The sequence below is a fragment of the Streptomyces spiralis genome (assembly GCF_014654675.1).
In the GTDB taxonomy this organism is placed as follows: Bacteria; Actinomycetota; Actinomycetes; order Streptomycetales; family Streptomycetaceae; genus Streptomyces; species Streptomyces spiralis.
In genome coordinates, this window is the sequence record NZ_BNBC01000013.1 from 124421 (window position 1) to 147027 (window position 22607).

Here is a 22607-nt window from a genome sequence, read left to right on the forward strand (position 1 = left end):
GCCCGGCTCCGCCGCTCGGAGCCGGGCGGCGGATCACTCCACGTCCGCGTCCTGCAGCGTCTTCGTCACGTCGACGAACCCCTTCGTGGCCGACACCAGCCGTCCCTGGCGCACCACCTGGAGGGTGACGTCGGCGTTGACCAGGCGGGCGAAGCCGGCGCCGGAGAACGGCCCCGACTGCTCCCAGCGCAGCGGCGGGGTCAGTCCGCCGGTGTCGACCCGCAGCCCGTCGTCGAGGGTGTGCCGTACGGAGTCGGCGCTGACCTCGCCGGAGCCGATCTTCTCCAGGACGGCCCGGAGCACGGTGTAGGCGATCCAGGTGGTCTGCACCCCGGCGTCCGCGGGGTCGACCCGGTTGTCACCGAAGGCCTCCTCGTTGATCACCTTCTTCATCGGGTCCCAGCGCGGGTCGCCCGCGACCGGGTACCAGCCGGTGACGTACGAGCCTTCGTAGGGCCCCGACGGTCCGCCGCTGGCGTCGACCACCGTCTGGTCGACGCTGCCGAGCACGGCGTCGGTGCGCACCGCCGGATAGTTCTCCCGGTCGCGGCGGAAGGAGTCCATGAAGATGCTGGTGCGCTCGCCCAGGGCCGGTATCACGCAGCCCTTCCTGCCCCGGTCGGCGGTGGCCTGCCGCAGCGCCCGGTCCGCCTCGGCGGAGTACTCGGTGGCGTCCTCGGGGGCCATCTGGTCGTGGGCGGGGGTGTGGCCGCCGGCCTTCAGGCCGGCGTTGAGCAGGCTGGGCAGTTCGTCGCCCGCGATGCTGTCGGGGCGGACGAGCGTGACGGGGCCGCAGTCGGCGGCCAGCTCCCGGCCGAGGCCGACCAGCAGGGTGGGCTGCCCGCCGTTGACGGGATAGGACAGCGCCCTGGTGAACTCGGTGCTGGTCACGCCGTAGCCGCCGATGTACGGGATGCCCGCGCCCTCCAGCGGAGGGAAGAAGGAGTCGCTGAACTGGCTGTAGGAGCCGACGACGGCGACCACGTTCTCCTGGACGGCGCGCCGGGCGCACTTGCCGGCCTGCACGCTGTCGTTGCCGTCGTTGCAGGTGAGGACCTTCAGCTTGTGGCCCGCGATGCCGCCGTGGGCGTTGACCCAGCGGGCGTAGGCGCGGGCCATGGCGGGCATGCCGGGCTTGTTGGTCGCCTTGGTCCCGTCCGGCGCCCAGGTCATCACGGTGACGGTGCCGTCCCCGGAGCCCCCCGTGGCACCGGGGACGACACCGCAGCCCGCGGCGAGCGACGCGCACGCCGCCAGTGCGCCCGCGGACAGAAGGGCTCTGCGCCTTCCGGCGGGGCGGGTGGGGGCGGGGAGGTTCGTGCTGCGCGTACGTCGCCTGCCGGTCATGCACACGCACGATTCCCGCACATCCCTAACCATGGAGTGACCCATGTTCAACAGCGGGTGACGCGCAGGTGAATTACAGGGGCCGGTGAGTGTGCCGGGAGGGAGAACGTACGATCGATGACCGTGCAAGGTTCGGAGAACTCTTCCCGTCGCGGCCGTCGCTCATCCACCATGGGCGGCATGCCACTCAACGACATGCCGTGGTGGCGCTGGCGCAGCAATGTGCGTTCCGCGCTGCACATGCTCTCCGACCCGGTGTTCCAGCGCGAGGTTTGGCTGGCGGGAGTCGAAGGTTACGGCGACGTCACCGACGCCGTCTACCGCCTGGTCGAGGACACCTGGCTGGACAACTGGTCCGCCGAGAAGTACGTCGGCACGATCTTCCGGGACTCCCAGGAGGCGGCCCTCGTCGACACCGCCGTGCTGCGGGTGCTGCGGCTCATGCACGAGGTCGGCCCGGACGCGCCGGTGGCCGCCTATCTCGACCACCACGGCTGGCCGGAGGCGGTCCGGGCGGCGCGGGACGCGCACGTGCGGATGGCGGTGAGCGACGGCGAGGACCCCGACGCCCCGCCGCGCAGCCTCGAGGTGCTGCGCATCCTCACCCGCGCCGCGTGACCCGCAGCGGGCCGCGTGACCCGCACGGGGTTCGTACGACCCGCACGGCGCCGCGTGACCCGCGCCGCACAGGCTGCGGCCGCCGTCCCGTCCTGCGGGACGGCGGCCCACGGCGGGCGGGGCGTGTGGGACCCTGTGGTGCATGAATGAGCAGTCCCCCCGAGCCGCGGCGGCCCAGCCGGCCGACCAGTACGTCCTGATCCTGTCCTGCCCGGACAAGCAGGGCATCGTGCACGCCGTGTCGAGCTACCTGTTCATGACCGGCTGCAACATCGTGGACAGCCAGCAGTTCGGCGACCAGGACACGGGACTGTTCTTCATGCGGGTCCACTTCTCCGCCGAGGCCCCCGTGACCGTGGACAAGCTGCGCGCCAGCTTCGCGGCGATCGGCGACTCCTTCGCCATGGACTGGCAGATCCACCGGGCCGACGAGAAGATGCGGGTCGTGCTGATGGTCAGCAAGTTCGGGCACTGCCTGAACGACCTGCTCTTCCGCGCCCGGATCGGCGCGCTGCCGGTGGAGATCGCGGCGGTGGTGTCCAACCACACCGACTTCGCGGAGCTGGTGGGGTCGTACGACATTCCCTTCCACCACATCCCGGTGACCCGGGACACCAAGGCCGAGGCCGAGGCGCGGCTGCTGGAGATCGTGCGCGAGGAGAAGGTCGAGCTGGTCGTCCTCGCCCGCTACATGCAGGTCCTCTCGGACGACCTGTGCAAGCAGCTCAGTGGAAAGATCATCAACATCCACCACTCCTTCCTGCCGAGCTTCAAGGGCGCCAAGCCGTACCACCAGGCGCACGCCAGGGGCGTGAAGCTGATCGGCGCGACCGCCCACTACGTGACCGCGGACCTCGACGAAGGCCCGATCATCGAGCAGGAGGTCGAGCGGGTCGGCCACGACGTCACCCCGGACCAACTGGTCGCGGTCGGCCGGGACGTGGAGTGCCAGGCGCTGGCCCGCGCGGTGAAGTGGCACGCGGAGCGCCGCATCCTGCTCAACGGCCGCCGCACGGTGGTGTTCGCGTAGGGGCACCCGCCCGGTGCCCCCGGGAACGGGGGCACCTCACATCCGGCTCAGCGACGCCGCCGCGTACAGCACGTCCCTGATCGCCTCCCGGTCGCCGACCTGGCCGACCGCCGCCTCGCGCGGGGCGATGTGGCCCGCCGCGAGGCGGCAGAACTCCACCCCGTCCAGCGCGACATGGGCCACCTCGTGCTCCGCGGAGCCCACCGCTCCCGGCGAGTCGAGCGGGATCAGCCACTCGCCGCCGGCCAGCCCCTCGATCTCCAGCCGCAGGCTGCGGCCGGGCCGTCCGGCGGCCACGAGATGCCGGGTGCGGGCGGGGGAGGCGAGGCCGGCCCGGCGCCGTACGGCCAGCATGCCCGGCAGCATCCGGGCGGCGAGGTCGATCATCCCGCGCAGATGGCGCGGCGCGGGCGGCTCGTAGGGGTAGTCGACGGCCTCGGCGATGTCCTCCGCGTGGATCCAGCACTCGAAGGCCCGGTCGAGCAGCGCGTCCCGCAACGGCAGTTCGAAGTCGCCGTACGACACGGCCGGGGGCGCGTCGGGGGTGGCGTCCGACCCGTCAGTGTCGGTTTCGCCGGCACCACCGACCCCACCGGCGACGGACACCGTCCGTACGAGCGCGTGCGTCTGCTCCCGCCACGGCATCCGTACGGAGCCGGCCCGGGGAAGGTGCGCGGACCGCCAGTACGCCTCGGTGCGCGCCTCGGGGGTCGGCCCGGCACCGTCGCCCGTGCCGTCGGCGGCGTCCCCCAGTGGGTCGTCGAGGCCGAGGGCGACCGCGATCAGCCCGTCGACGCTCGTCAGATGCGCGATCACCCCGGCCACGGTGGTACGGCGGCTCGCCGCGTCCTCGCCGTCGAACCAGCGCAGCCGTACCGGCGCGTCCCACTCGGAGTCCCCGATGTCCTGCAGCAGCGCGTCCAGACGCGCGGTCTCCGCGTCGTAGGGCGCAGCCCAGTCGGGCACCGGGAAGCGCGGCGGCCTGCGCTGCAGGCAACTCGCCAGGACGCGGGTGCGCAGACCCGGGTCGAGGTCGAGGCTCTCGGGGCGGTGCAGCAGGCCGACCGCGTCCCGCAGCCGCAGCGCCTCCTCCGCGCAGCCGCCGCACTCGCCGAGGTGTTCCTCGACGGCCGCGGTCTCCTCCGCGGAACAGGCGGCCAGCGCCCAGGCACCGAGGAGCGACTTCAGGACGTGATGCTCCAGCACGGTGCGGCCCTTCGACTCCGGGCGCGCGGAAGGCTCCGTGGGCTCTGCGAGTTGAGTGATTGCTGATGATTTGTCCGGTTGCTCCGGTGTGGGCAGCGGCAGCCCGCTGTCCTCGACGGAGACGCGGGGCATGGGTATGCGCGGCGACCGTCCGGGGTCGCCGTGCTCCTCGTTCCCGTTCTTCCCGTCGCCTCCGCCGCCTTCCTCGAAGTGCCCGTCGCCCTCTTCGTACGGTCCCGCTCCGCTCATGCCGCACCCCCGTGTTCGGGCGGCACGCCGAGGACCGCGGCGTCGTGCGCGGTGGACAGGAGCTGGAGGCCGAGGCGGAGCCGGCGCCGGGCCTCGTCCTCGGTGACGCCGAGGCGGGCGGCGGTCCGGCGGTAGTCGTGGCGCTGGAAGTAGGCCAGTTCCAGGGCGGCGCGCAGCGGGGCCGGCATGGAGTGGACGATGTAGTCGGCACGGGCGGCGACCGAGGCGCGGCGCACCCTGCCCTCCAGCTCCTCGGCGGAGCCCCCGCCGCCGCGGACCAGGGCGGCGGTCTCGGTGGTGCGCAGCCGCTGCACGGCGAGGCGGTGGGTGAGCGCGGCCACCCAGGAACGCAGGGGGCCCTGGCGGGGGTCGTAGGCGTCGGGGTGCTGCCAGACGTGGGTGAAGACCTCGCCGGTGATGCTGTCGGCGGCCTTCTCGTCGCCGAGCACGCGATGCGCGAGGCCGTGCACGAGCGAGCCGAACCGGTCGTAGAGCTCGCCCAGGGCGGCCGCCTCTCCGCGTGCGAGCCGCTGTTGCATTCCGCGGTCCCAGCGGGGTGGTGCGTCCCTGTCCGCCATGCGTCCCCCTTCACGCCCGGCCTTGCCGTCCTGCTGCCTACGGCCCTGCCGCCTGCGGTCCTGTTGCCTTGCTGCCCTTGCTGCTTGTGGTCCCGTTGCCTTGCTTCTGTCCTGGTCCGTCCCGGTCCAGCCTGTCTGTCTGGTCACATCGAATGTAGTCGGCACGTCCTACGGCGCACGCCCCTTTGTTGCATTGCGCGCCCCCGGGCGTCCGCAGGTGGTAAAGGCCGTGGTGAAGGCCGGTGGGTGGGGCCGGTGGTGGAGGCCGCACGAGTCGGCCTACCCCGTGCCGTCGGATCAAGTCTGATCGAACACGAATGAATATGACTGAAACAAGTCCCTTGATGAACGCCGTCGGTTTGTCGTCCGGCGTTTGCGGGAACGGCCGCTGGGCAGCCGCGCGGACAGAAGTGTAGGAACTGCTTCCGTTTCCGGGCGGTTCCGGGGAATTCCGGCGAGCGGAGGGCAGCCGTGGTGTTCAAGGTGACCAGCGACGGGCAGGGCGAGTGGAGCGTGCTCCAGGTCGCGGGCGAACTGGATCTGGTGACCTCGCCGATGCTGCGCCAACGCATCCACGACGTGGTGGCCGAGGGCCGGCACGATCTCGTACTGGACCTCTCGGACGTCTTCTTCTGCGACTCCAGCGGCGTCGGCGTCCTCATCGCGGCCCGCCGTCTGATCCGCTCCTGCCAGGGCCGGCTGCGCCTGATCCTCCCGGCCGGCGGCGCCGTCGACGGCTCCCACGTCAACCGGGTCCTCGGCGCGCTCGGCGTGCGCCGCCTTTTCGACGTCTACCCGGACCTCGCGGCGGCCGTGGACGAGGAACCCCTGTCCGCGTGACGGTGCGCCAGTACCCGTAGGTGGCACAACCGTGCGTTTCCCACCTGCGGACACCTCCGGCGTCGTACGCTCCCTGCCAGACGGAACCCACACGTGAGGCAGCCGGAGAAGACATGGTCAGCAGCGAGTACGAGCGCAGGATCGCGGCCCGGTTCGCCGTCTTCGACCAGGACGGCAACGGCTGGATCGACCGCGAGGACTTCAGCGCGGCGGCCAAGTCGCTGCTCGCCGAGTTCGGCACCACAGCCCGCTCGGACAAGGGACAGGCCCTGTACGCCGGTGCGGAGGCGTTCTGGCAGGGCATGGCCGGGATCGCCGACCGCGACGGCGACCAGCGCATCACGCGTGAGGAGTTCGTGACCGGCGCGGTCAAGCGGCTGCGCGACAACCCCGAGCGGTTCGCCGAGATCGCCCGCCCCTTCCTGCACGCCGCCCTGGCCGTCGCGGACACCGACGGCGACGGGGCCGCCACCGTCGCCGACACCGTGCGCATGCTCAAGGTGCTCGGCGTGGCGGAGGACATCGCTGACGCCACCGCCGCCGCGCTCGACACCGACTCCGACGGCAGGGTGGGCGAACAGGACGTCGTCCCCGCCTTCGCCCGCTACTTCACCGTCCCGGAATCGCGCTGAGCCTCACCGTCCCGGAACACCGTTGAAGGACCGGGCGCGACCACGGCGTCCGTGACTGCCTCCGGACGCCGGCGGCCCGAGCCGGATGCGGGTGTCGATGATCGTGGCAATCGGGGGTCGCGGAGCGTAGTTGCCGGGTCGTTTCGCCGACCGGGCTCGTCACGTCCCGGAGTCGCCGCCCCGCTCCGGTACCTTGTGGGAGATGCGAGAGGTTCGGAGCGCCGGCCGTCCCGGTGCTGCCCCTGGGGCGGCTCCGGATCCGGCGGTGCGCGCCGCGGCTCGCGAGGTCGGGCGGCCTTCGTCGTCCATCTGTTCGACTCCCCGTGGCGAGCGTCGCACAGTATGCCGCACGGGTACTCCTTCGCGCGGGAATATGCCCGAAGCGCTTGTTGCGGTGACGGTACGTCAACCATGCTGTCTGGCAAGTGAGTCACGGTCGGTGACCCTTGCTCTGGCCGTTGTTCTGGCCATGCAGAAAATGGCTACGATCGTGGCCCTCGTGTGGCGCGAGGCTATGTGTCCGCCGGTTCGGATGGTGTGAGCGGTGCAGGTGCTTCAAGTGCAGCTGGAGATCCGGCCCGACCCCGCGGAAGTGGGGCGAGCTCGCAGGTGGGCCCGCTCGCGGCTCGCCGGGTCGGGGATAGCGTCCGACGAGCCGCTCGCCGAGACGCTGGTCCTGCTCGTCTCCGAGCTCGTCACCAACGCCGTGCTGCACACCGGCTCTCCGGCCGTGCTCAGACTGTCCCTGCCCGGCGCCACGGGGGAGGGTGCGGCCACCGTGCGCCTGGAGGTGGCGGACGCCAGCACCCGGGCCCCGGTGCCGCGCTGCGCGGGCGACGACGCCACCAACGGCCGCGGCCTCGCCCTCGTCGACGGCCTCGCGGACCGCTGGGGCTGGAGCGCCGAGGGCGCGGGCAAGCGCATCTGGTGCGAACTGGACCGCTGTGCACCGCCCCCGCCTCCCGCGGCGACCCCGGCGACCTGCGGCACCCGGACACCGGCGACGGCCGCCGGCGCGGCGACACCGTGCGCGGCACCGGTCTGCACGGCCCCGGCATGCGCCACCGCCTACGAGCAACCCGCCCGCACCGGCCCCGCGTTCGACGGACTGGCGTACGAGGCGGTGTAGCTCGCCGGGCCGGTGTGCGAGGGGTTTGGCGCCCGGTGCTCCCCGGGGCCGGGGGGTGGGGCGGGTGTGCGCCGGGGGTGCTTCCGTGCGCGGCCGCTGTGATCCCGGCATAACGGGTAAATCGCTGAACGGCTGTTGACGGTTCGTGTCCGTTTGATCACGCTTGTGGCAGCGATTCGCCGTGAGGGGACGACGAGGGCCCGCTTGCCGGAAGCCCTCGACGAGTGTGAGTCGTCAGGTCGGCGTCGGCCGGTCCCTTCAGGACCGAGGGGGGTGGGACCGGAACGCCGGAACCGGATGGCGGCGCGCGATGCCGTGCTCGGGGCGGGCATGGGCGCGCCGTCACCCGGACTCACCGTGACCGGGGGACGGGATTCCACGTGAATGTTGTCCACAGGGTGTGGACAACATTCACGTGCTGGACGAGGGCCTGGACGCGGCGGCCGTCGTGGTGCGGAACGTGCGCCGGTACGCCGTCGGTGTCACCCCGAGCGCCGCCTGGAGGTGCTGCCGCATCGACGGCGCCGTACCGAACCCCGCGTCCCGCGCCACCTGGTCGACCGACAGATCCGTGGACTCCAGCAGATGGCGGGCCCGTTCGACGCGCTGCTGGGTGAGCCACTGCCCCGGGCTGACCCCGACCTCCTCACGGAAGCGCCGGGTGAAGGTCCGGACGGACATGGCCTCCTGTTCGGCCATGTCGCGCAGCTGAATCGGCTCGTGCAGCCGCCCCAGTGCCCATGCGCGCGCGGCGGTCGTCGTGGCCAGCTGCGGGTCCGGAACGGGCCGGTGGATGTACTGCGCCTGCCCGCCGTCGCGGTGGGGCGGTACGACGGTGCGGCGGGCGACGTCGTTGGCGACCGCGGTGCCGTGGTCGCGGCGCACCATGTGCAGGCACAGGTCGATCCCGGCCGCGACCCCCGCCGACGTCAGCACGTCGCCGTCGTCGATGAACAGCACGTCCGCGTCGACGTCGATCCGCGGGAAGAGCCGCTGGAAGTGCTCGGCGTCGGCCCAGTGGGTGGTGGCGGGGCGGCCGTCCAGGTAACCGGCGGCGGCCAGCACGTACACCCCCGTGCAGATGGAGGCGAGCCGCGTGCCGGGCCGGATGCGGGCGAGCGCGGCGGCCAGCTCGTCGGTCAGCCGGCCCTCCTCGAACACCGGTCCCAGCTCGTACGACGCCGGGACGATCACGGTGTCGGCGGTGGCCAGGGCCTCCGGCCCGTGCGCGACCTCGATCGAGAAGTCGGCGTCCGTCTGCACCGGCCCCGGCGGCCGGACCGAGCAGGTGACGACCTCGTACAGACGGCGCCCCGCGTCGTCCTTGGGCCGTCCGAAGATCCGGTGCGGGATGCCCAGCTCGAAGGGGAGCAGCCCGTCCAGGGCGAGGACGACGACGCGGTGCGGCCGGAACTCCTGCGCAGAACTCATGCCCCGATCCTAGTGGCCCGATCCTTACGAATGCTGTCCTTCGGGCCACTCGATGTGCGCGGCCCGGCACCGCAAGCTGGTGACGTGACCCAGACAACCGACACCGCCGCCGCCCCGGCCACAGCCGCGGAGGGCACACCTTCCGGCAGGAAGGGCACCCACCGCGTCCACCGCGCCTGGTTCGTCGCCGCCGTCACCTTCGTGACGATCATCGGCGCCGCCGCCTTCCGCTCCCTGCCCGGACTGCTCATCGACCCGCTGAACCACGACTTCGGCTGGTCGCGCGGCACGATCGGTGCGGCGGTCTCCATCAACCTCGCGCTGTACGGGCTGACGGCCCCCTTCGCGGCCGCGCTGATGGACCGCTTCGGCATCCGGCGGGTCGTAGCGGCGGCGCTGACGGTGATCGCGCTCGGCTCGGGGCTGACGGTGTGGATGACGGCCGCCTGGCAGTTGCTGCTGTGCTGGGGCCTGCTGGTCGGCCTCGGCACCGGCTCGATGGCGCTGGCCTTCGCCGCGACGGTCACCAACCGGTGGTTCACCGAGCGACGGGGCCTGGTCACCGGCATCCTCACCGCGGCCTCCGCCTCCGGCCAGCTGATCTTCCTGCCCCTGCTGTCCTGGATCGTCGAGAAGCACGGCTGGCGCCCGGCGTCCGTCACGGTCGCCCTCGCCGCCCTCGCGGTCGTCCCCTTCGTCTGGCTGCTGCTGCGCGACCACCCGGCCGACGTGGGCGTACGGCCGTACGGCGCAACGGAGTTCGTGCCGAAGCCCGAGCCGGTGCCGGGAGCCGCGCGCCGGGCCGTGACCGTCCTGTTCTCCGCGGTGCGCACCGGCCCCTTCTGGCTGCTGGCCGGCACCTTCGCGATCTGCGGCGCCTCCACCAACGGCCTGATCCAGACCCACTTCGTGCCCGCCGCCCACGACCACGGCATGCCCATCACGGCGGCGGCCTCCCTGCTCGCGGTCATCGGCGTGTTCGACGTGGCCGGCACGATCGCCTCCGGCTGGTTCACCGACCGCTTCGAGCCGCGCCGTCTGCTGGCGGTCTACTACGCCCTGCGCGGGATCTCCCTGCTGTTCCTGCCGATGCTGCTGGCGCCGAACGTGCACCCGCCGATGATCTTCTTCATCGTCTTCTACGGCCTGGACTGGGTCGCCACCGTCCCGCCCACGCTCGCCCTGTGCCGTGAGCAGTACGGCGAGGACAGCGCGATCGTCTTCGGCTGGGTCCTCGCCTCCCACCAGGTCGGCGCCGCCCTGGTCGCCTTCATCGGCGGTGTCGTACGGGACGTGACCGGCTCGTACGACATGGTCTGGTACGCCGCCGGAGCACTGTGCGCGGCGGCGGCGCTGATGGCCCTGGTCATCCGGCGGACTCCGGCCGCGCCGGAACTCGCGGTGGCGACCGCCTAGTCCACCGGCTCAGCCGCCGGCCTTCGCGATCGCCCTGTGGATCGCCCTGGCGATCCGCTCGGCGTCGAGGGCCAGTTCGCGGAGCATCCCGCTGATGGGGTTGGTGAAGCCGGTGAAGTACAGGCCGGGGGCGTCGGCGGTGGTGCGGGGGCCGTGGACGACCGGCTTGCCGCGGGAGTCCAGTACGCCGAGGTGGCCGACCAGGTCCTCCAGGCCGCGGGCGTAACCGGTGGCGGCGATGACGGCGTCCGGCTCGATCCGGCTGCCGTCGGCGAGCACGACCTTGCCGTCCTCGAACCCCTCGACCGCGCCCACGATCTCGACCCTGCCCGCACGCACGGCGTCGATGAGACCGACGTCCTGGACGGGGATCGCCCCCTCACGGACCCGGGAGTACAGGCCGGTGTCGGGGCGGGGCAGGCCGTGCGCCGACAGGTCGGGCACGCTCACCTTCGCCAGCGGCCCGGCGAGGCGGTCGACGAGCCCGACCGGCAGCCGCCGGCAGAGCACGCCCGTGTACTGGGCGGGCCACCCCGCGGTCGACCGGCGCACGATGTGCGGGACGGTGCGCACGGACAGCCGTACGCGTGCGGCCCCGCCCTCCACCAGGTCGACGGCGATCTCCGCGCCGGTGTTGCCGGCACCGACGACGAGCACGTCCCGGCCGGTGTAGGGCTCGGGGTTGCGGTAGTCGGAGGCGTGCACGAGCCTGCGGGGCTCGCCGAGTCCGCCGGTGTACCCGGTGCGGCCGGGCCAGTCGGGCAGACGCGGCGTGTGGTTGTAGCCGGTGGCGACGACCACCGCGCTGCCGGTCAGCTCCCGCCCGCCGGTGGCGTGCAGCAGCCAGCCGGCGCCGTCGGCCGCGCGTGTCAGCCGGGAGACCTCGACACCGGTCACGATCTCCAGCTCGTGGTGCTCGGTGTACTTCTCCAGGTACCGCACCACGTCGTCCCGCGAGACCCACCTGCCGAACCGGCGCGGCATCGGCAGACCGGGCAGCGCGGACAGGCGGCGGGTGGTGTGCAGGTGCAGCCGGTCGTAGTGGCGCCGCCAGGACGCCCCGACCCGGTCGGACTTCTCCAGGACGACCGCGCGTATCCCCCGCGCGCGCAGCGCGTACGCGGCGGCCAGGCCGCCCGGCCCGCCGCCGACGACGTAGACGGGGTGGTCGGCGCGCCGGCGTGCGGGAACGGTGGACGTTGTGGACGTGGAGTCGGCCATGTGCGCGAGCGTAATCAGACGCCCGGTTGATGGGTCTCGGTCAAGACCGGAATTGGTTGCGGATTGATCACGGATGAGCGTGACGGTCGCTCATGATGGCCGCCGCAGCGCCGGTGCCTGGGACACAATGATCAGATGGCCGATATACGTGAGACGTCCCTCGTCCACCCCGCTCCCGTGCTGTCCGGGCACGGCCTCCGGCTGCGCGTCTGGGACCCGGAGTCCGAGACGGACGTCGAGACCTGGCTGCGCGGGCGCACCGAGCCCGAGTTCCGGCGCTGGAACACGCCGCTGATCCTGGAGGAGGGCCTGGACGACGCGCGCGAGTCGCTCACCGCCCATGTGCGCGGCGCCGTCGACGGAACGGGCATGCCCTTCTGCGTCACGGACGAGGCGACCGGCGCGACCCTCGGTCACGTCAGCATCGGCGCCATCAGCCGCCCCCTGCGGACCGGGCGGGTCGGCTACTGGGTGCTCCCCGAGGCCCGCGGACGGGGAGTCGCCACGCGGGCGCTGCTGCTCACCGTGGACTGGGCCTTCGCCGAACTGGGCATGCACCGCCTGGAGTTGGGCCACGCACTCGGGCACGACGCGTCGTGCCGCATCGCCGAGAGGTGCGGGTTCACGTACGAGGGGACCCTGCGCGGCGCCATGTGGGAGGCGGACCGTCACGACGCCTTCCGCGACTGCCACCTGCACGCACGACTGGCCACGGATCCGCGGCCGGAGGGACAGCCGTGGGCACCGGCCCGTAATTCGGGGGCGTCCCTGCGCCCAGGGCGGAACCATGAAGCATGGCATCCGATGACTGGCACTTGACCGACGACGTCCACGAATTCCTGGCCCGCGCCGGAGAGTTCCTCCGCTCCCGGCCCGCGCCGCACACCCTGCACCTGACCGTGACGGAGAACCTGCGCGCACACGGCGGGCACTTCTACACGGAGGAGGACCCCGAGTTCGGTGTCCTGGGCGGAGGCGGGGCACCGGGAGTGCGCGCCGCCTTCTTCCGTACGCCGCCCTTCGCGATCGTCCTCACCGCCCTTTCCGAGGAGGAGGCCGACGCGCTCGCGGGGCAGCTGGCCCGGACGGGGCGGACCCTGTCCGGCGTCAACGCCGACCGCGACACCGCCGCCGCCTTCGCCGCCGCCTGGCAGCGCCACACCGGCGCCGGGGCCGTGGTCCAGAGGCGGACGCGGCTGTACCGGCTGGACGGGCTGACCGTGCCGCAACCGGTCCCGCCGGGGCGTGCGAGGGTGGCGGGAGCGGAGGACCGGAAGCTGCTCGTCCGGTGGTACGAGGAGTTCTGCACCGCCGTGGGCGAGACGGTCCTGCGGGACGCGGAGCAGTGGGCGGACGGTCGCGTCGAGCGCGGTGACGCCATACTCTGGGAGACGCCGGACGGAACGCCCGTCGCCATGGCCGCGAGGTCCCCGGAGGTCGCCGGGCAGACACGCGTGCTCGGGGTCTACACGCCGGCGCACCTGCGGGGCCGGGGATACGCGGGAGCCGTCACGGCGGAGGTCAGCCGGGCCGCGCTGGAGTCCGGAGCGGCCGAGGTACTGCTCTTCACCGACCTCGCCAACCCCACCAGCAACGCGCTGTACCAGCGGATCGGCTATCGGCCGGTGTGCGACTTCGCGGTGTACGAGTTCGAGTGAGGAGCGCCTCAGGACTGCGGGCTGCGGGCTCAGGGCCAGAGCAGCTCGTGGGACCAGGTGCCCTCGCCGGTGCGGTGGTAGCGGAGGCGTACGTGGCGGCGGCGGGGGTCGCCCTGGAAGAACTCGACCTCGGTGGGCCGTAGGCGGTACAGGGTCCAGGTGGGGACGTCCGCCTCGGGCTCGCGCCGCGCCCGGTCCCATGCCTCCTGCGAGGCCCGGGTCAGCTCCTCCAGGGAGTTCAGGACCTCGCTCTGGCGGCCGGTGAGGGCCGCGGCCAGCGCTCCCGTGGAGCGGGCGTGCAGGTCCGCCCGGGCCTGCTCGGGCGGGGCCGTCGTGACCGGGCCCCGGACCCGGACCTGGCGGCCCAGCGCCGGCCAGTAGAAGGCCAGGGCCGCGTGCGGGTGGGCGGCCAGGTGCCGGCCCTTGCGGCTGCCCGCATGGGTGGCGAAGGACCAGCCCGACGCGTCCGCGCCGTGCAGCATCACGATCCGTACGTCCGGGTGGCCCTCCTCGTCGGAGGTCGCGAGGGACATCGTGTGCGGCTCGCGCTCGCCGGCCGCCACCGCCTGAGCGAACCACCGCTCGAAGAGGGGGAGGGGCTCCGGGGGTGCGCTGGCCGGGTCGAAGCCGGGCAGCTCGGTGACCTCCGGGTCCCACACGCGCAGCGACCTCAGCAGCTCATCAAGATCCGTGTTCATGACCCGAGTATCGCGGGGTGTAGCACGAGGTGCCGTACAACGCAGCAGGCGGCGGTCCACCGGAGTGAACCGCCGCCCGCCTGACAGGACTTGGGGCCTGGACGTGTCCTCGTGGGAGTCCGGGCCGAGGTGTGGCTATCTCGTCGGCTTCTTCCCCGTGACGCCCAGGTGGACCAACAGCGCCAGATTGGGCTTCAGTTCGGCCTGTTTCACGCCCCAGGAGGTGAAGCCCTTCTGATGGGAGGCGACCGCCGCGAGCATCGCGACGAGCGAACCGGCGATCGCGGCCGGGTTCACGTCCTTGTCGACCTTGCCTTTGGACTGGAGTTCGGCAACCGAATCCGCAAGAGAATTGTTCACCGAGTTCAGGATCTTCATACGGAGCTTGTAGAAGCGCTTGTCGCCCTCGGCCGCCCCGAGGTCGACCACGCGCAGGATCGCCTCGTTGCGGCGCCAGAAGTCCAGGAAGCCCTCGACGAGTTCCTGGGCCGTCTGCCAGCCGGCCTTGCCGACCCATGAACGGCCCTGGAGCACCTCGGTCAACGTGGCGCTCTCGCTGGCCATTTGCTCGGCGATCTCCAGGACGGCGCCCTCGACGTCCGGGAAGTACTGGTAGAAGGTGGCGGGCGAAGTGCCCGCCTTCCGGGCGACGTCGATGACTTTGACGTCCCGGTAGGGGGATGAGCTGAGCATCTCACTGAGGCAGTCGAGCAGCTTCTGCCGGGTCGCCTGCCCGCGGCGCCCGGCCACACGGCCGTCGACGGTACGCACTTGTCCTGTCATGTCGTCAGCTTACCGAGGGGTGATGGGAGCGCGATTCGGCCGACTGCAAATGGGGTGCGGGGGTGCGGAGGGGCTGGTGTGCCTGGTCTGCGGGGTGCGGGCGGCCCCGCTACGTTGACGACATGGCCGAAAACAGGGCATCCGCATACGCAGAGGGCGTCCCGTGCTGGGTGGACGCGCAGCTTCCCGACGTCGAGGCGGGGAAGCGGTTCTACGGTGAGCTCTTCGGGTGGACCTTCGGGGTGGCGGAGGCGTACGGCGACTCCGTGCCGGCCCGGCTGGGCGGGGAGCCCGTCGCGGCGCTCACGCCGAAGACGGACGGCCGGATGCCCACGGTCTGGACGGTGTACTTCTCCACCCCGGACGCCGGGGCGCTGGGCGAGCGGATCCGGGCGGCGGGCGGCCAGGTCGTCGGCGGGCCCTGGAGGGTCGGCCCCGCGGGGACGACCGCCCTGGCCGCCGACCCGGAGGGCGCGGTCTTCGGCCTGTGGCAGCCCGGCCGGCGCCCTGGCTTCGGCAGGCGGCACCAGCCCGGCACCTTCGACTGGGTCCAGCTGTACACCCGCGACACCGAGGCCGCCGACACCTTCTACGGCGGCCTCTTCCACGAGGCCCTGTTCGGCGCGGACGTCCGGCCCGACTTCGGCCGCGTGGCCGTCGGGGAGGTCTTCCCCGCCGAGATGCCGCCCCACTTCCTCGTCCACTTCCGGGTCGCGGACCTCGAGGCCGCGCTGGGCGCGGCCGCGCGGCTCGGCGGCCGCACGCAGGTGTCACCCTTCGAGACGTCCTACGGGACCGTGGCCGTCGTGGTCGACAATCAGGGGGCATCCTTCGCCGTACTGGAGAGGTGAGCGGTGTCATACCGGGCGGTAACCGGCGTCTCGACGGCGGGAAGCGATCGGTGTGCGGCCGCGTTGGGGCCGATTTGCGGCGAGACATCCCGATTCGTCGGCGGGTTCGCAACCAGCGCCCCGGCCAGGAAGAATCGGGGTGCGTGCCGCCGCGGCGGTGCGGTGGTGAGACGCTGCACGGGGGCCGCGTACACATGGAGGTGGCGCGGCCCGTACGGGGAGGTGGCAGGCAAGTGGTGGATCAGCTGACGCAGCACGATCCGCGGCGGATCGGGCCGTTCGAGGTGCTGGGACGGCTGGGGGCCGGCGGCATGGGGCTGGTCTATCTCGCGCGCTCGGCGTCCGGCCGGCGGGTGGCGATCAAGACGGTCCGCACCGAGCTGGCCGAGGACCAGCTGTTCCGGGTGCGCTTCACCCGCGAGGTCGAGGCCGCGCGGGCGGTCTCCGGCTTCTACACGGCCGCGGTCGTCGACGCCGACCCGCGCGCCGCCGTGCCCTGGCTGGCCACCGCCTACGTCCCCGCGCCCTCCCTCGAGGAGATAGTGACCGAGTGCGGACCGCTCCCGGTCCAGGCGGTGCGCTGGCTCGCGGCGGGCGTCGCCGAGGCGCTGCAGTCCATCCACGGCGCCGGACTCGTCCACCGCGACCTGAAGCCGTCCAACGTGCTCGTGGTCGAGGACGGGCCCCGCGTGATCGACTTCGGCATCGCGTCCGGCGTCTCGAACACCCGCCTGACCATGACGAACGTCGCCGTCGGCACGCCCGCGTACATGTCCCCCGAGCAGGCCAAGGACTCCCGCAGCGTCACCGGCGCCAGCGACGTCTTCTCGCTCGGCTCCACGCTCGTCTTCGCCGCCACCGGCCACGCCCCCTTCCACGGCGCCAACCCGGTCGAGACGGTCTTCATGCTGCTGCGCGAGGGCCCCGACCTCGAAGGCCTCCCGGACGAGCTGCGCCCGCTCATCGAGTCCTGCATGCAGATGGAGGCCACGGCCCGCCCCACCCCGGCCGACCTCCAGGCCCAGCTCGCCCCCCACCTCTTCGGCTCCGGCTCCGACGACAGCGGCACCGCCTCGGCCTGGCTGCCCGAGCGGGCGGTCGGCCTCATCGAGTCCCGTCGCGGCGGCCGCCCGGCCCCGCAGTCCACCTCGGCCGGCCCGCGCAGCACCGTCCGGCCCCCGGCGCCGCCGCCTCCGCCCTCGCACGACCCGGCCGTCCCGGCCCCCCATGTGCCGCCCATGCCGGCCGTGCCCGCCCCCGTCGGCGCACCCGACTCCGGCCCCGTGCGGCTGGCCGGCGCCCAGGTGCCCATCGGGCCCGGGCCGCGCGTCGCCGACGTCCGCGCCGCCGCGGCCGTCAAGGCACCCCCGCCGGAGGCGGCCCTGGCGGCCTCCTGGACCAGACACCAGGGCTCGCCCCACGGCGTCAACGGCGCCGACCCCGCCGTGTCGCCCGCATCACCGTCACCGTCCGCACCGGCCGCGCCCCCGGAGACCGCGACCGGCTGGCGCCCCTGGCGCTTCCGCATGTCCAACGACGTCTGGGGCACCCCGTCCGTCGCCGACGACCTCGTCTACGTCACCTCCTTCGAGGTGCACGCCCTGGACGTGGCCACCGGCCGCCGCCGCTTCAAGACCCGCGACGTCGCCTGGTCGATGGCCGTGGCGGACGGCCGTGTCCACGCCTCCGACGGCCCCACCCTCTTCGCGCTGGACGCCCGCGAGGGCACGGACCTCTGGCGCCTCCAGACGGACGCCTGGGTGTACTCGCTGCGGGCCGACCGGGGCACGGTCGTCACCGGCACCCGCGGCGGCGGCGTCCAGGCCTGGGAGGCCGCCGGCGGCCAGAAACTGTGGGAGATCACCGGCTGCCAGACCGACTTCGAGTCGGCCGAGGCCGGCCCCGCCGTCCACGACGGCACGGTCTACGTCTGGCAGGACGCCCGGCTGCGCGCCCTGGAAGCCCGCACCGGCGAGGAGCGCTGGTCGTACCCCATCGGCGACGCGGCCTCCTGCGGCGGCGTGCCGGTGCGCGTCACCCCCGCCCCGGACGGCTACGTCTACGTCTCGGCCGGCACCCGGATCCTGGCCGTCGACGTGGCGAGCGGCCACGTCCGCTGGCACTTCGAGGCGCCCGCGGTCTTCCTCTGCCCCCCCGGCCTTCGCCCCGGGGCCGTCGGTGACCGGCGGCGGGATCTACCTGGCCGACTACCTCGGCACGGTCTACGCCCTCGACGCCACCGACGGCCGCGACCGCTGGCGCATCGCCACCGAGTCCCGCGCCTCCGTCGACCCCGTCCTGGTCGCGGCCGGCCACGTCCACGTCGGCAGCGGCAAGGGCCTCTACACCCTGGACGCGGTGACCGGCACGCCCAAGTGGCGCTTCCAGGCGGGCGGCGAGATCGTCGGCTCCCCGGCGGTCGCCGAGGGCCGCATCCACTTCGGCTCCACCGACCACCTCCTGTACACGTTGAAGGCCGACGACGGCCGCCTCCGCTGGAAGCTGGCGACCGGCGGCGAGATCACCGGCTCCCCGGTGGTCCGGGACGGCGTCGTCTACGCCTGCAGCAAGGACCGCTGCGTGTACGCCCTCGACGCGGAGAAGGGAACGGGCACGGCGCGCACGGCCTGAGCCCGCCCGCGGAATGTGGAACTTCCGTGCGGATATGGGGTGACGGCCGTCGTACGGGGTTCACGGAAGGGGCTCGGACGGCGGCCGTCGGTCCAGGTGAACGGCTCGTGTCGTCACCGTCCACGCACAGGACGCTACCCTCTGTGCGGCCCGCCCGCCACGCGACCGCCGACGGAAGATCCGGTGCGCCGATATGGTGATCGCATGCAGGTTCGGGGGCGCAGACTCAGATTCACGGCGGTACTGGCGATCGTGGTGCTCGCACTCACGGGCTTCTCCCGGGGCCACGGCCACGGACACAGCCACCACAGCAGCGGCGGGGGCGGGGGCGGTTGCAGCAGCTCCCACCAGGACCACGACAGCTCGTCGTCGTCGACGTCGGGCGGAGGGTCGTACGACGACTCGTCCGGCGACTCGGACGACGACAGTTACGGCAGCAGCACGAGCGGCGGCACGAGCGGGGGCTCCTACAACCGCCCGACCCACCGCCCCACCTCCACACCCTCCGGCGGGAGCAGCGGCACGACGCTGACGGCGGGGACGGCGAAGCTGATCAGCTGCGCGACCGAGAAGAGGCCGTACGCGACGGTCGAGATCACGAACCCGAACAACCGCAAGGCCACGTTCCAGGCCTGGGTCACCTTCTACGACGCCGACGGCGCCTTCCTGGTGAGCGACACGTCCCCCGAAGTCTCCGTACCGGCCAGGGGCAAGGCGACCACGCGGGTACCGCTCGACAAGAGCTTCGTCCCCGCGGTCGACCACTGCGAGGCGGACGAGGAAGCCCAACTCCGCTCCTGAGCCTCGACCGCGGCGGCTCCCCTCCGCGCCGCCGCGGCCGGTCCTCGCGAGGGAGGACTGATGGGGAAGGCCTGTTCAGGCCTTCTCGTCCGTGGCGTGGACGTTGTCCGGCGTCACGAGGGTGCTGTCCTCGCCGCTCAACTTGAGCGGCTCGCTGGTGGCGTGGACGTTCTTGACGGTGACGGGCTCGGACGTGGCGTGCACGTTGTCCGTGGTGGCGTCGCCGGTCGGCTCGTCCGTGGCGTGGACGTTGTCCGTGGTGTTCTGGTCGCTCATTTCGCTGGCTCCCCTGCAGTGCTGTGCGATGGATTGGCAGGTCTCGCCCGGCAACTCCCCCGTGGGCTGCCGGGCGAGGCCTTGCTGGGCCGGTTCACCTTAGAGGGCCGACCGTTCGCCGTTCCGTCTGCCCCCCGACACGACGGCTCGACACAGTCGAGAGTGCAGGGTCGCGATAAACGAACGATGAACGTCCGTACCGGGCAGGGGGAATGCCCTCGTCAGGCCGCGGCGGTCGGCTGCAGCAGCCGTGCCACTTCGTCCGCTTCCGGAGCGTCGAGCGAGGCGAAGATCTCGAGTGCCTCGGTCCAGCACACCTGGGCCCGGTCGGTCTGGCCGATGCCCTGGAGAGCCCTCCCGAGAACGGTGAGGACGTTGCCGCGGCGCCAGTCCCCGCCGATGCCTCGCAGCAGGGTCAGAGCGGTGTCGGCGTTCGCCGCCGCCTGAGCCGGACGGCCCGCGGCCAGGTCGAGTTCGGCCAGCCGGAACAGGGTCATGCCCTCCCAGAGACGCTGACGACTGTCCCGGAACACCTGAAGGGCCTGGTACAGGCACTCGGTCGCTTCGGCGTGCCGTCCGCTCTGGGTGAGAGCGAGGCCGAGCGCGTAGCGGCCGTTGGCACCCCTCAGGGCATGTCCCATGGCGTCGTACATCGCCGCGCCCTGCCGGGCCAGCGAGACCGCGCTCTCCGTACGCCCCGTCGCGAGGTGGATGCGTGACAGGTTGCACAGGGCGCTCGCCTCACCCGGGCGGTCCCCGAGTGCGCGGAAGCTCTCGATGGCGTGCGTGAAGTGGTCTTCCCCCTCTTCGTGCTGGTTCTGGTACAGCGCCACCACGCCACTGATGTTGGACGCCCAGCAGGCGGTGAGCGGGTCGTCGGCCCGGCGTGCCAACTCCGTTGCCGCCTCGGCCTCCTGAAGAGCGACGTCGAATCTGCTGCCGGAAATGTGGTGGACGAAGGCCAGAGCCGTCAGAGTCCGCCCCGCCGCCCGAAGGTCGCCGGCCTCCCGCGCGGCCTTCTGCAGCAGTGCGGCGACCGCCTCGTACTCCTTCGAGTTGGCGCCGGACTCGGCCAGATCGATCGCCGCCCACAGGACGTCCACGGCACGTCGCAGCATCTCCGGCCGCTGTGCGGACTGGCGGACGCACGCCAGCAGGGAGACCGCCTCGGAATACAGCCACTCCCGCGCCGCGTGCCGGTCCGAGAAGGTGAGCCCCGCGTACTCGGCGCGCTCCAGATGGTCGACCAGGCGGTCGCCGGGGCGTTCGATCAGGTAGACGCCCGCCACGGTGGCCAGATAGAAGTCCAGCAACCGCGACATCGCCGCGTCCCGTTCGCTCGGCGGGTGTTCGTCGCGTTCGGCGCACGCGCGCGCGTAGAGGCGGACCAGGTCGTGGTACCGGTAGCGGCCCGGGGCCGCCGACTCCAGCAGTGAGGTGTCGACCAGGGACTCGAGGAGGTCCTCGGTGTCCTCCAGCGGGAGGTCCAGGACCGCTGCCGCTGCCGCCAGGGAGATGTCCGGGCCGTCCGCCAGGCCCAGCAGGCGGAAGGCGCGGGCCTGGGGCGGTTCCAGCTGGCCGTAGCCCAGTTCGAAGGTGGCCTTGACCGCCAGGTCGCCCGCCTGGAGTTCGTCCAGGCGACGGCGCTCGTCGGCCAGCTTCGCCGCCAGGACCGAGACCGTCCACGTCCTTCTCGAGGCCAGGCGGGACGCCGCGATGCGGATCGCGAGCGGGAGGAAGCCGCAGGCCGCCACCACGTCCAGCGCCGCCTTGCGTTCCGCGGCCACCCGCTCCTCGCCGACGATCTTGGTGAAGAGCGACAGGGCCTCCTCCGGGCTCATCACGTCCAGGTCGACCAGGTGGGCGCCCGCGAGGTCGACCATGCGGACGCGGGAGGTGATCAGGGCCGCGCAGCCCGCCGTGCCCGGCAGCAGGGGTCTGACCTGGGCGGCGTCGCGTGCGTTGTCCAGCAGGACGAGGACCCTGCGGCCGTCCAGGACCGAGCGGTACAGGGCCGCCCGTTCCTCCAGGGAGTCGGGGATCGCCGAGTCCGCCGTACCGAGGGCGCGCAGGAAGGAACCAAGGACCGTCTCCGGTTCGGCCGCCCTCGCGCCGGCGCCCTGAAGATCGACGTACAACTGGCCGTCCGGGAAGGCGCTCCGCGCCTGGTGCGCCACGTGCACCGCCAGGGTCGTCTTCCCCACTCCGCCGATGCCGGCCAGGGCGGAGACCGCCATGACGCGGCCCTCCGCCGAGGCCAGCACCTCGCTCAGTTCGACGACGAAGGAGGCGCGGCCCGTGAAGTCCGGGACGGTCGCGGGAAGTTGGGCGGGACGTACCGGGGTCGCGGTCGGCTCGGGGGTCGGTGCGGAGGGTTCCGCCAGCGCCGGGTCGGCCCGGAGGATCCGCTGCTGGAGTTCGCGCAGCTCGGGGCGCGGGTCCACGCCCAGTTCGTCGGCCAGCAGCCGGCGCGTGTCGGCGTACACCGCCAGCGCCTCCGCCTGGCGGCCGCTGCGGTACAGCGCGAGCATCAGCAGTTCGCGCAGGCGCTCGCGCAGCGGGTGCGCCGCGGTCAGGGCCGTGAGTTCGGAGACCGCCTCCGCGTGGCAGCCCTGCTCCAGGTCCATGTCCAGGCGGGACTCGAGGAGTTGCAGGCGCCACTCCTCCAGGCGTGCGCGCTGCGCCTCGGCGTACGGGCCCGGCACTCCCGCCAGTGTCTCGCCGTCCCACAGGGCCAGGGCGCGTTCGAGCGTCGCGCGCGCGTGGCGCAGATCCCCCGCCGCGCGGGCCTTGTCCGCCTCGGCGGCGAGGTCCTGAGCCACCGTCACGTCCAGGGCACCCTCGCGCAGGCCGCGTATCGCGTAGCCGCCCGACTCGCTGGCCAGGATCCCGGGGTCCAGCACCTTGCGCAGCCGGGAGGCGTACGTCCGCAGCGCCGCCAGTGCCTGCGACGGCGGTTCCTCGCCCCACAACGCGTCGATCAGCTCCGACGCCGTCGCCGTACGTCCCTCGCGCAGCAGCAGCGCCGCGAGCAGGGCGCGCTGCTGGGGTGATCCGGTGGCCAGCGGTTCCGCTCCGCGCCAGGCGCGCACCGGCCCGAGCACGCCGAACCGCGGCGTCGCCGATTCCCCGGGGCCCCGCTGTTCAGGCACTCGCGGTACACCGTCCATCGCTGCCCCCTGGCCCCCTGACGAACCTTCCACAATCAAGAG

19 protein-coding genes and 1 pseudogene are annotated in these 22607 nt (G+C 72.7%); 11 read left to right on the plus strand and 9 right to left on the minus strand.

Annotated features, from left to right (window positions below; all coding sequences use genetic code 11):
• Positions 1-33: 33 nt before the first annotated feature.
• Positions 34-1347, minus strand: a complete 1314-nt coding sequence (locus tag IE318_RS15995; RefSeq protein WP_189900865.1) for an ABC transporter substrate-binding protein — start codon at positions 1345-1347, stop codon at positions 34-36.
• A gap of 117 nt (positions 1348-1464) precedes the next feature.
• Between IE318_RS15995 and IE318_RS16000 the strand changes: the two genes are divergently transcribed.
• Both IE318_RS16000 and purU read left to right on the plus strand, forming a co-directional pair.
• Entirely contained in the window at positions 1465-1965 is a 501-nt protein-coding gene (locus IE318_RS16000; RefSeq protein WP_078916921.1) for an SCO4402 family protein, read from the plus strand.
• A 142-nt stretch (positions 1966-2107) separates the two neighbouring features.
• The gene (gene purU, locus IE318_RS16005; RefSeq protein WP_030165138.1) at positions 2108-2995 is read left to right on the plus strand and encodes a formyltetrahydrofolate deformylase; all 888 of its coding nucleotides are present in this window, start codon (positions 2108-2110) and stop codon (positions 2993-2995) included.
• Between the two features lie 36 nt (positions 2996-3031).
• Here purU and IE318_RS16010 read toward each other — a convergent pair whose 3' ends face one another.
• Both IE318_RS16010 and IE318_RS16015 read right to left on the minus strand, forming a co-directional pair.
• Complete coding sequence (locus IE318_RS16010; protein WP_189900867.1) at positions 3032-4450, minus strand: zf-HC2 domain-containing protein; 1419 nt, start codon at positions 4448-4450, stop codon at positions 3032-3034.
• Positions 4447-5028 carry a sigma factor gene (locus tag IE318_RS16015; protein ID WP_189900869.1) on the minus strand — a complete coding sequence of 194 codons (582 nt, stop codon included), beginning with the start codon at positions 5026-5028 and terminating at the stop codon, positions 4447-4449. The genes IE318_RS16010 and IE318_RS16015 overlap by 4 nt, the downstream gene beginning before the upstream one ends.
• A gap of 471 nt (positions 5029-5499) precedes the next feature.
• Here IE318_RS16015 and IE318_RS16020 point away from each other — a divergent pair, with 471 nt between their 5' ends.
• From IE318_RS16020 to IE318_RS16030, 3 genes are all read left to right on the plus strand, one after another.
• Positions 5500-5868 (plus strand): STAS domain-containing protein, encoded by a 369-nt coding sequence (locus tag IE318_RS16020; RefSeq protein WP_189900871.1) that lies wholly within the window; start codon positions 5500-5502, stop codon positions 5866-5868.
• Between the two features lie 113 nt (positions 5869-5981).
• Positions 5982-6500, plus strand: coding sequence for an EF-hand domain-containing protein (locus IE318_RS16025; protein WP_189900873.1), 519 nt, complete (start codon positions 5982-5984; stop codon positions 6498-6500).
• Between the two features lie 544 nt (positions 6501-7044).
• The gene (locus tag IE318_RS16030) at positions 7045-7629 is read left to right on the plus strand and encodes an ATP-binding protein (RefSeq protein ID WP_373311182.1); all 585 of its coding nucleotides are present in this window, start codon (positions 7045-7047) and stop codon (positions 7627-7629) included.
• A gap of 411 nt (positions 7630-8040) precedes the next feature.
• Here IE318_RS16030 and IE318_RS16035 read toward each other — a convergent pair whose 3' ends face one another.
• Positions 8041-9060, minus strand: a complete 1020-nt coding sequence (locus IE318_RS16035; protein ID WP_189900875.1) for a GlxA family transcriptional regulator — start codon at positions 9058-9060, stop codon at positions 8041-8043.
• Between the two features lie 84 nt (positions 9061-9144).
• On the opposite strand from IE318_RS16035, the gene IE318_RS16040 reads away from it, so the two are divergent.
• Positions 9145-10476, plus strand: a complete 1332-nt coding sequence (locus IE318_RS16040) for an MFS transporter (protein ID WP_030165154.1) — start codon at positions 9145-9147, stop codon at positions 10474-10476.
• Between the two features lie 9 nt (positions 10477-10485).
• Here IE318_RS16040 and IE318_RS16045 read toward each other — a convergent pair whose 3' ends face one another.
• Positions 10486-11697, minus strand: a complete 1212-nt coding sequence (locus IE318_RS16045; RefSeq protein WP_189900876.1) for a flavin-containing monooxygenase — start codon at positions 11695-11697, stop codon at positions 10486-10488.
• A gap of 135 nt (positions 11698-11832) precedes the next feature.
• Between IE318_RS16045 and IE318_RS16050 the strand changes: the two genes are divergently transcribed.
• Complete coding sequence (locus IE318_RS16050) at positions 11833-12516, plus strand: GNAT family N-acetyltransferase (RefSeq protein ID WP_189900878.1); 684 nt, start codon at positions 11833-11835, stop codon at positions 12514-12516.
• Positions 12492-13355, plus strand: a complete 864-nt coding sequence (locus IE318_RS16055; RefSeq protein WP_189900880.1) for a GNAT family N-acetyltransferase — start codon at positions 12492-12494, stop codon at positions 13353-13355. Before IE318_RS16050 ends, IE318_RS16055 begins: the two co-directional genes overlap by 25 nt.
• Positions 13356-13384: 29 nt before the next feature.
• Here IE318_RS16055 and IE318_RS16060 read toward each other — a convergent pair whose 3' ends face one another.
• Together IE318_RS16060 and IE318_RS16065 are read right to left on the minus strand one after the other, a co-directional pair.
• Positions 13385-14053 carry a pyridoxine/pyridoxamine 5'-phosphate oxidase gene (locus IE318_RS16060; protein ID WP_189900882.1) on the minus strand — a complete coding sequence of 223 codons (669 nt, stop codon included), beginning with the start codon at positions 14051-14053 and terminating at the stop codon, positions 13385-13387.
• A gap of 135 nt (positions 14054-14188) precedes the next feature.
• Entirely contained in the window at positions 14189-14824 is a 636-nt protein-coding gene (locus IE318_RS16065) for a TetR family transcriptional regulator (RefSeq protein ID WP_189900963.1), read from the minus strand.
• Positions 14825-14958: 134 nt separating this feature from the next.
• On the opposite strand from IE318_RS16065, the gene kbpA reads away from it, so the two are divergent.
• From kbpA to IE318_RS16080, 3 genes and pseudogenes are all read left to right on the plus strand, one after another.
• Positions 14959-15687 carry an AfsK-binding protein KbpA gene (gene kbpA / locus IE318_RS16070; RefSeq protein ID WP_189900884.1) on the plus strand — a complete coding sequence of 243 codons (729 nt, stop codon included), beginning with the start codon at positions 14959-14961 and terminating at the stop codon, positions 15685-15687.
• 233 nt (positions 15688-15920) lie between these two features.
• Positions 15921-18318 (plus strand): annotated as a pseudogene (afsK, locus tag IE318_RS16075) (protein serine/threonine kinase AfsK).
• A 204-nt stretch (positions 18319-18522) separates the two neighbouring features.
• Entirely contained in the window at positions 18523-19119 is a 597-nt protein-coding gene (locus IE318_RS16080) for a hypothetical protein (RefSeq protein ID WP_189900886.1), read from the plus strand.
• A 75-nt stretch (positions 19120-19194) separates the two neighbouring features.
• On the opposite strand, the gene IE318_RS16085 is transcribed toward IE318_RS16080, so the two are convergent.
• The gene (locus IE318_RS16085; protein ID WP_030165179.1) at positions 19195-19395 is read right to left on the minus strand and encodes a hypothetical protein; all 201 of its coding nucleotides are present in this window, start codon (positions 19393-19395) and stop codon (positions 19195-19197) included.
• 221 nt (positions 19396-19616) lie between these two features.
• Positions 19617-22565: an SARP-family global regulator AfsR gene (afsR, locus tag IE318_RS16090; RefSeq protein WP_189900888.1), complete on the minus strand. Its 2949-nt coding sequence runs from the start codon at positions 22563-22565 to the stop codon at positions 19617-19619.
• Positions 22566-22607 lie beyond the last annotated feature (42 nt).

What these genes read in the sequence shown, in the direction of transcription:
- IE318_RS15995 (WP_189900865.1), bottom strand. Translation starts at nt 1,347, where the DNA reads ATGACCGGCAGGCGACGTACGCGCAGCACGAACCTCCCCGCCCCCACC.
- IE318_RS16000 (WP_078916921.1), top strand. Translation starts at nt 1,465, where the DNA reads ATGACCGTGCAAGGTTCGGAGAACTCTTCCCGTCGCGGCCGTCGCTCA.
- purU (WP_030165138.1), top strand. Translation starts at nt 2,108, where the DNA reads ATGAATGAGCAGTCCCCCCGAGCCGCGGCGGCCCAGCCGGCCGACCAG.
- IE318_RS16010 (WP_189900867.1), bottom strand. Translation starts at nt 4,450, where the DNA reads ATGAGCGGAGCGGGACCGTACGAAGAGGGCGACGGGCACTTCGAGGAA.
- IE318_RS16015 (WP_189900869.1), bottom strand. Translation starts at nt 5,028, where the DNA reads ATGGCGGACAGGGACGCACCACCCCGCTGGGACCGCGGAATGCAACAG.
- IE318_RS16025 (WP_189900873.1), top strand. Translation starts at nt 5,982, where the DNA reads ATGGTCAGCAGCGAGTACGAGCGCAGGATCGCGGCCCGGTTCGCCGTC.
- IE318_RS16035 (WP_189900875.1), bottom strand. Translation starts at nt 9,060, where the DNA reads ATGAGTTCTGCGCAGGAGTTCCGGCCGCACCGCGTCGTCGTCCTCGCC.
- IE318_RS16045 (WP_189900876.1), bottom strand. Translation starts at nt 11,697, where the DNA reads ATGGCCGACTCCACGTCCACAACGTCCACCGTTCCCGCACGCCGGCGC.
- IE318_RS16050 (WP_189900878.1), top strand. Translation starts at nt 11,833, where the DNA reads ATGGCCGATATACGTGAGACGTCCCTCGTCCACCCCGCTCCCGTGCTG.
- IE318_RS16055 (WP_189900880.1), top strand. Translation starts at nt 12,492, where the DNA reads ATGGCATCCGATGACTGGCACTTGACCGACGACGTCCACGAATTCCTG.
- IE318_RS16060 (WP_189900882.1), bottom strand. Translation starts at nt 14,053, where the DNA reads ATGAACACGGATCTTGATGAGCTGCTGAGGTCGCTGCGCGTGTGGGAC.
- kbpA (WP_189900884.1), top strand. Translation starts at nt 14,959, where the DNA reads ATGGCCGAAAACAGGGCATCCGCATACGCAGAGGGCGTCCCGTGCTGG.
- IE318_RS16080 (WP_189900886.1), top strand. Translation starts at nt 18,523, where the DNA reads ATGCAGGTTCGGGGGCGCAGACTCAGATTCACGGCGGTACTGGCGATC.
- IE318_RS16085 (WP_030165179.1), bottom strand. Translation starts at nt 19,395, where the DNA reads ATGAGCGACCAGAACACCACGGACAACGTCCACGCCACGGACGAGCCG.
- afsR (WP_189900888.1), bottom strand. Translation starts at nt 22,565, where the DNA reads ATGGACGGTGTACCGCGAGTGCCTGAACAGCGGGGCCCCGGGGAATCG.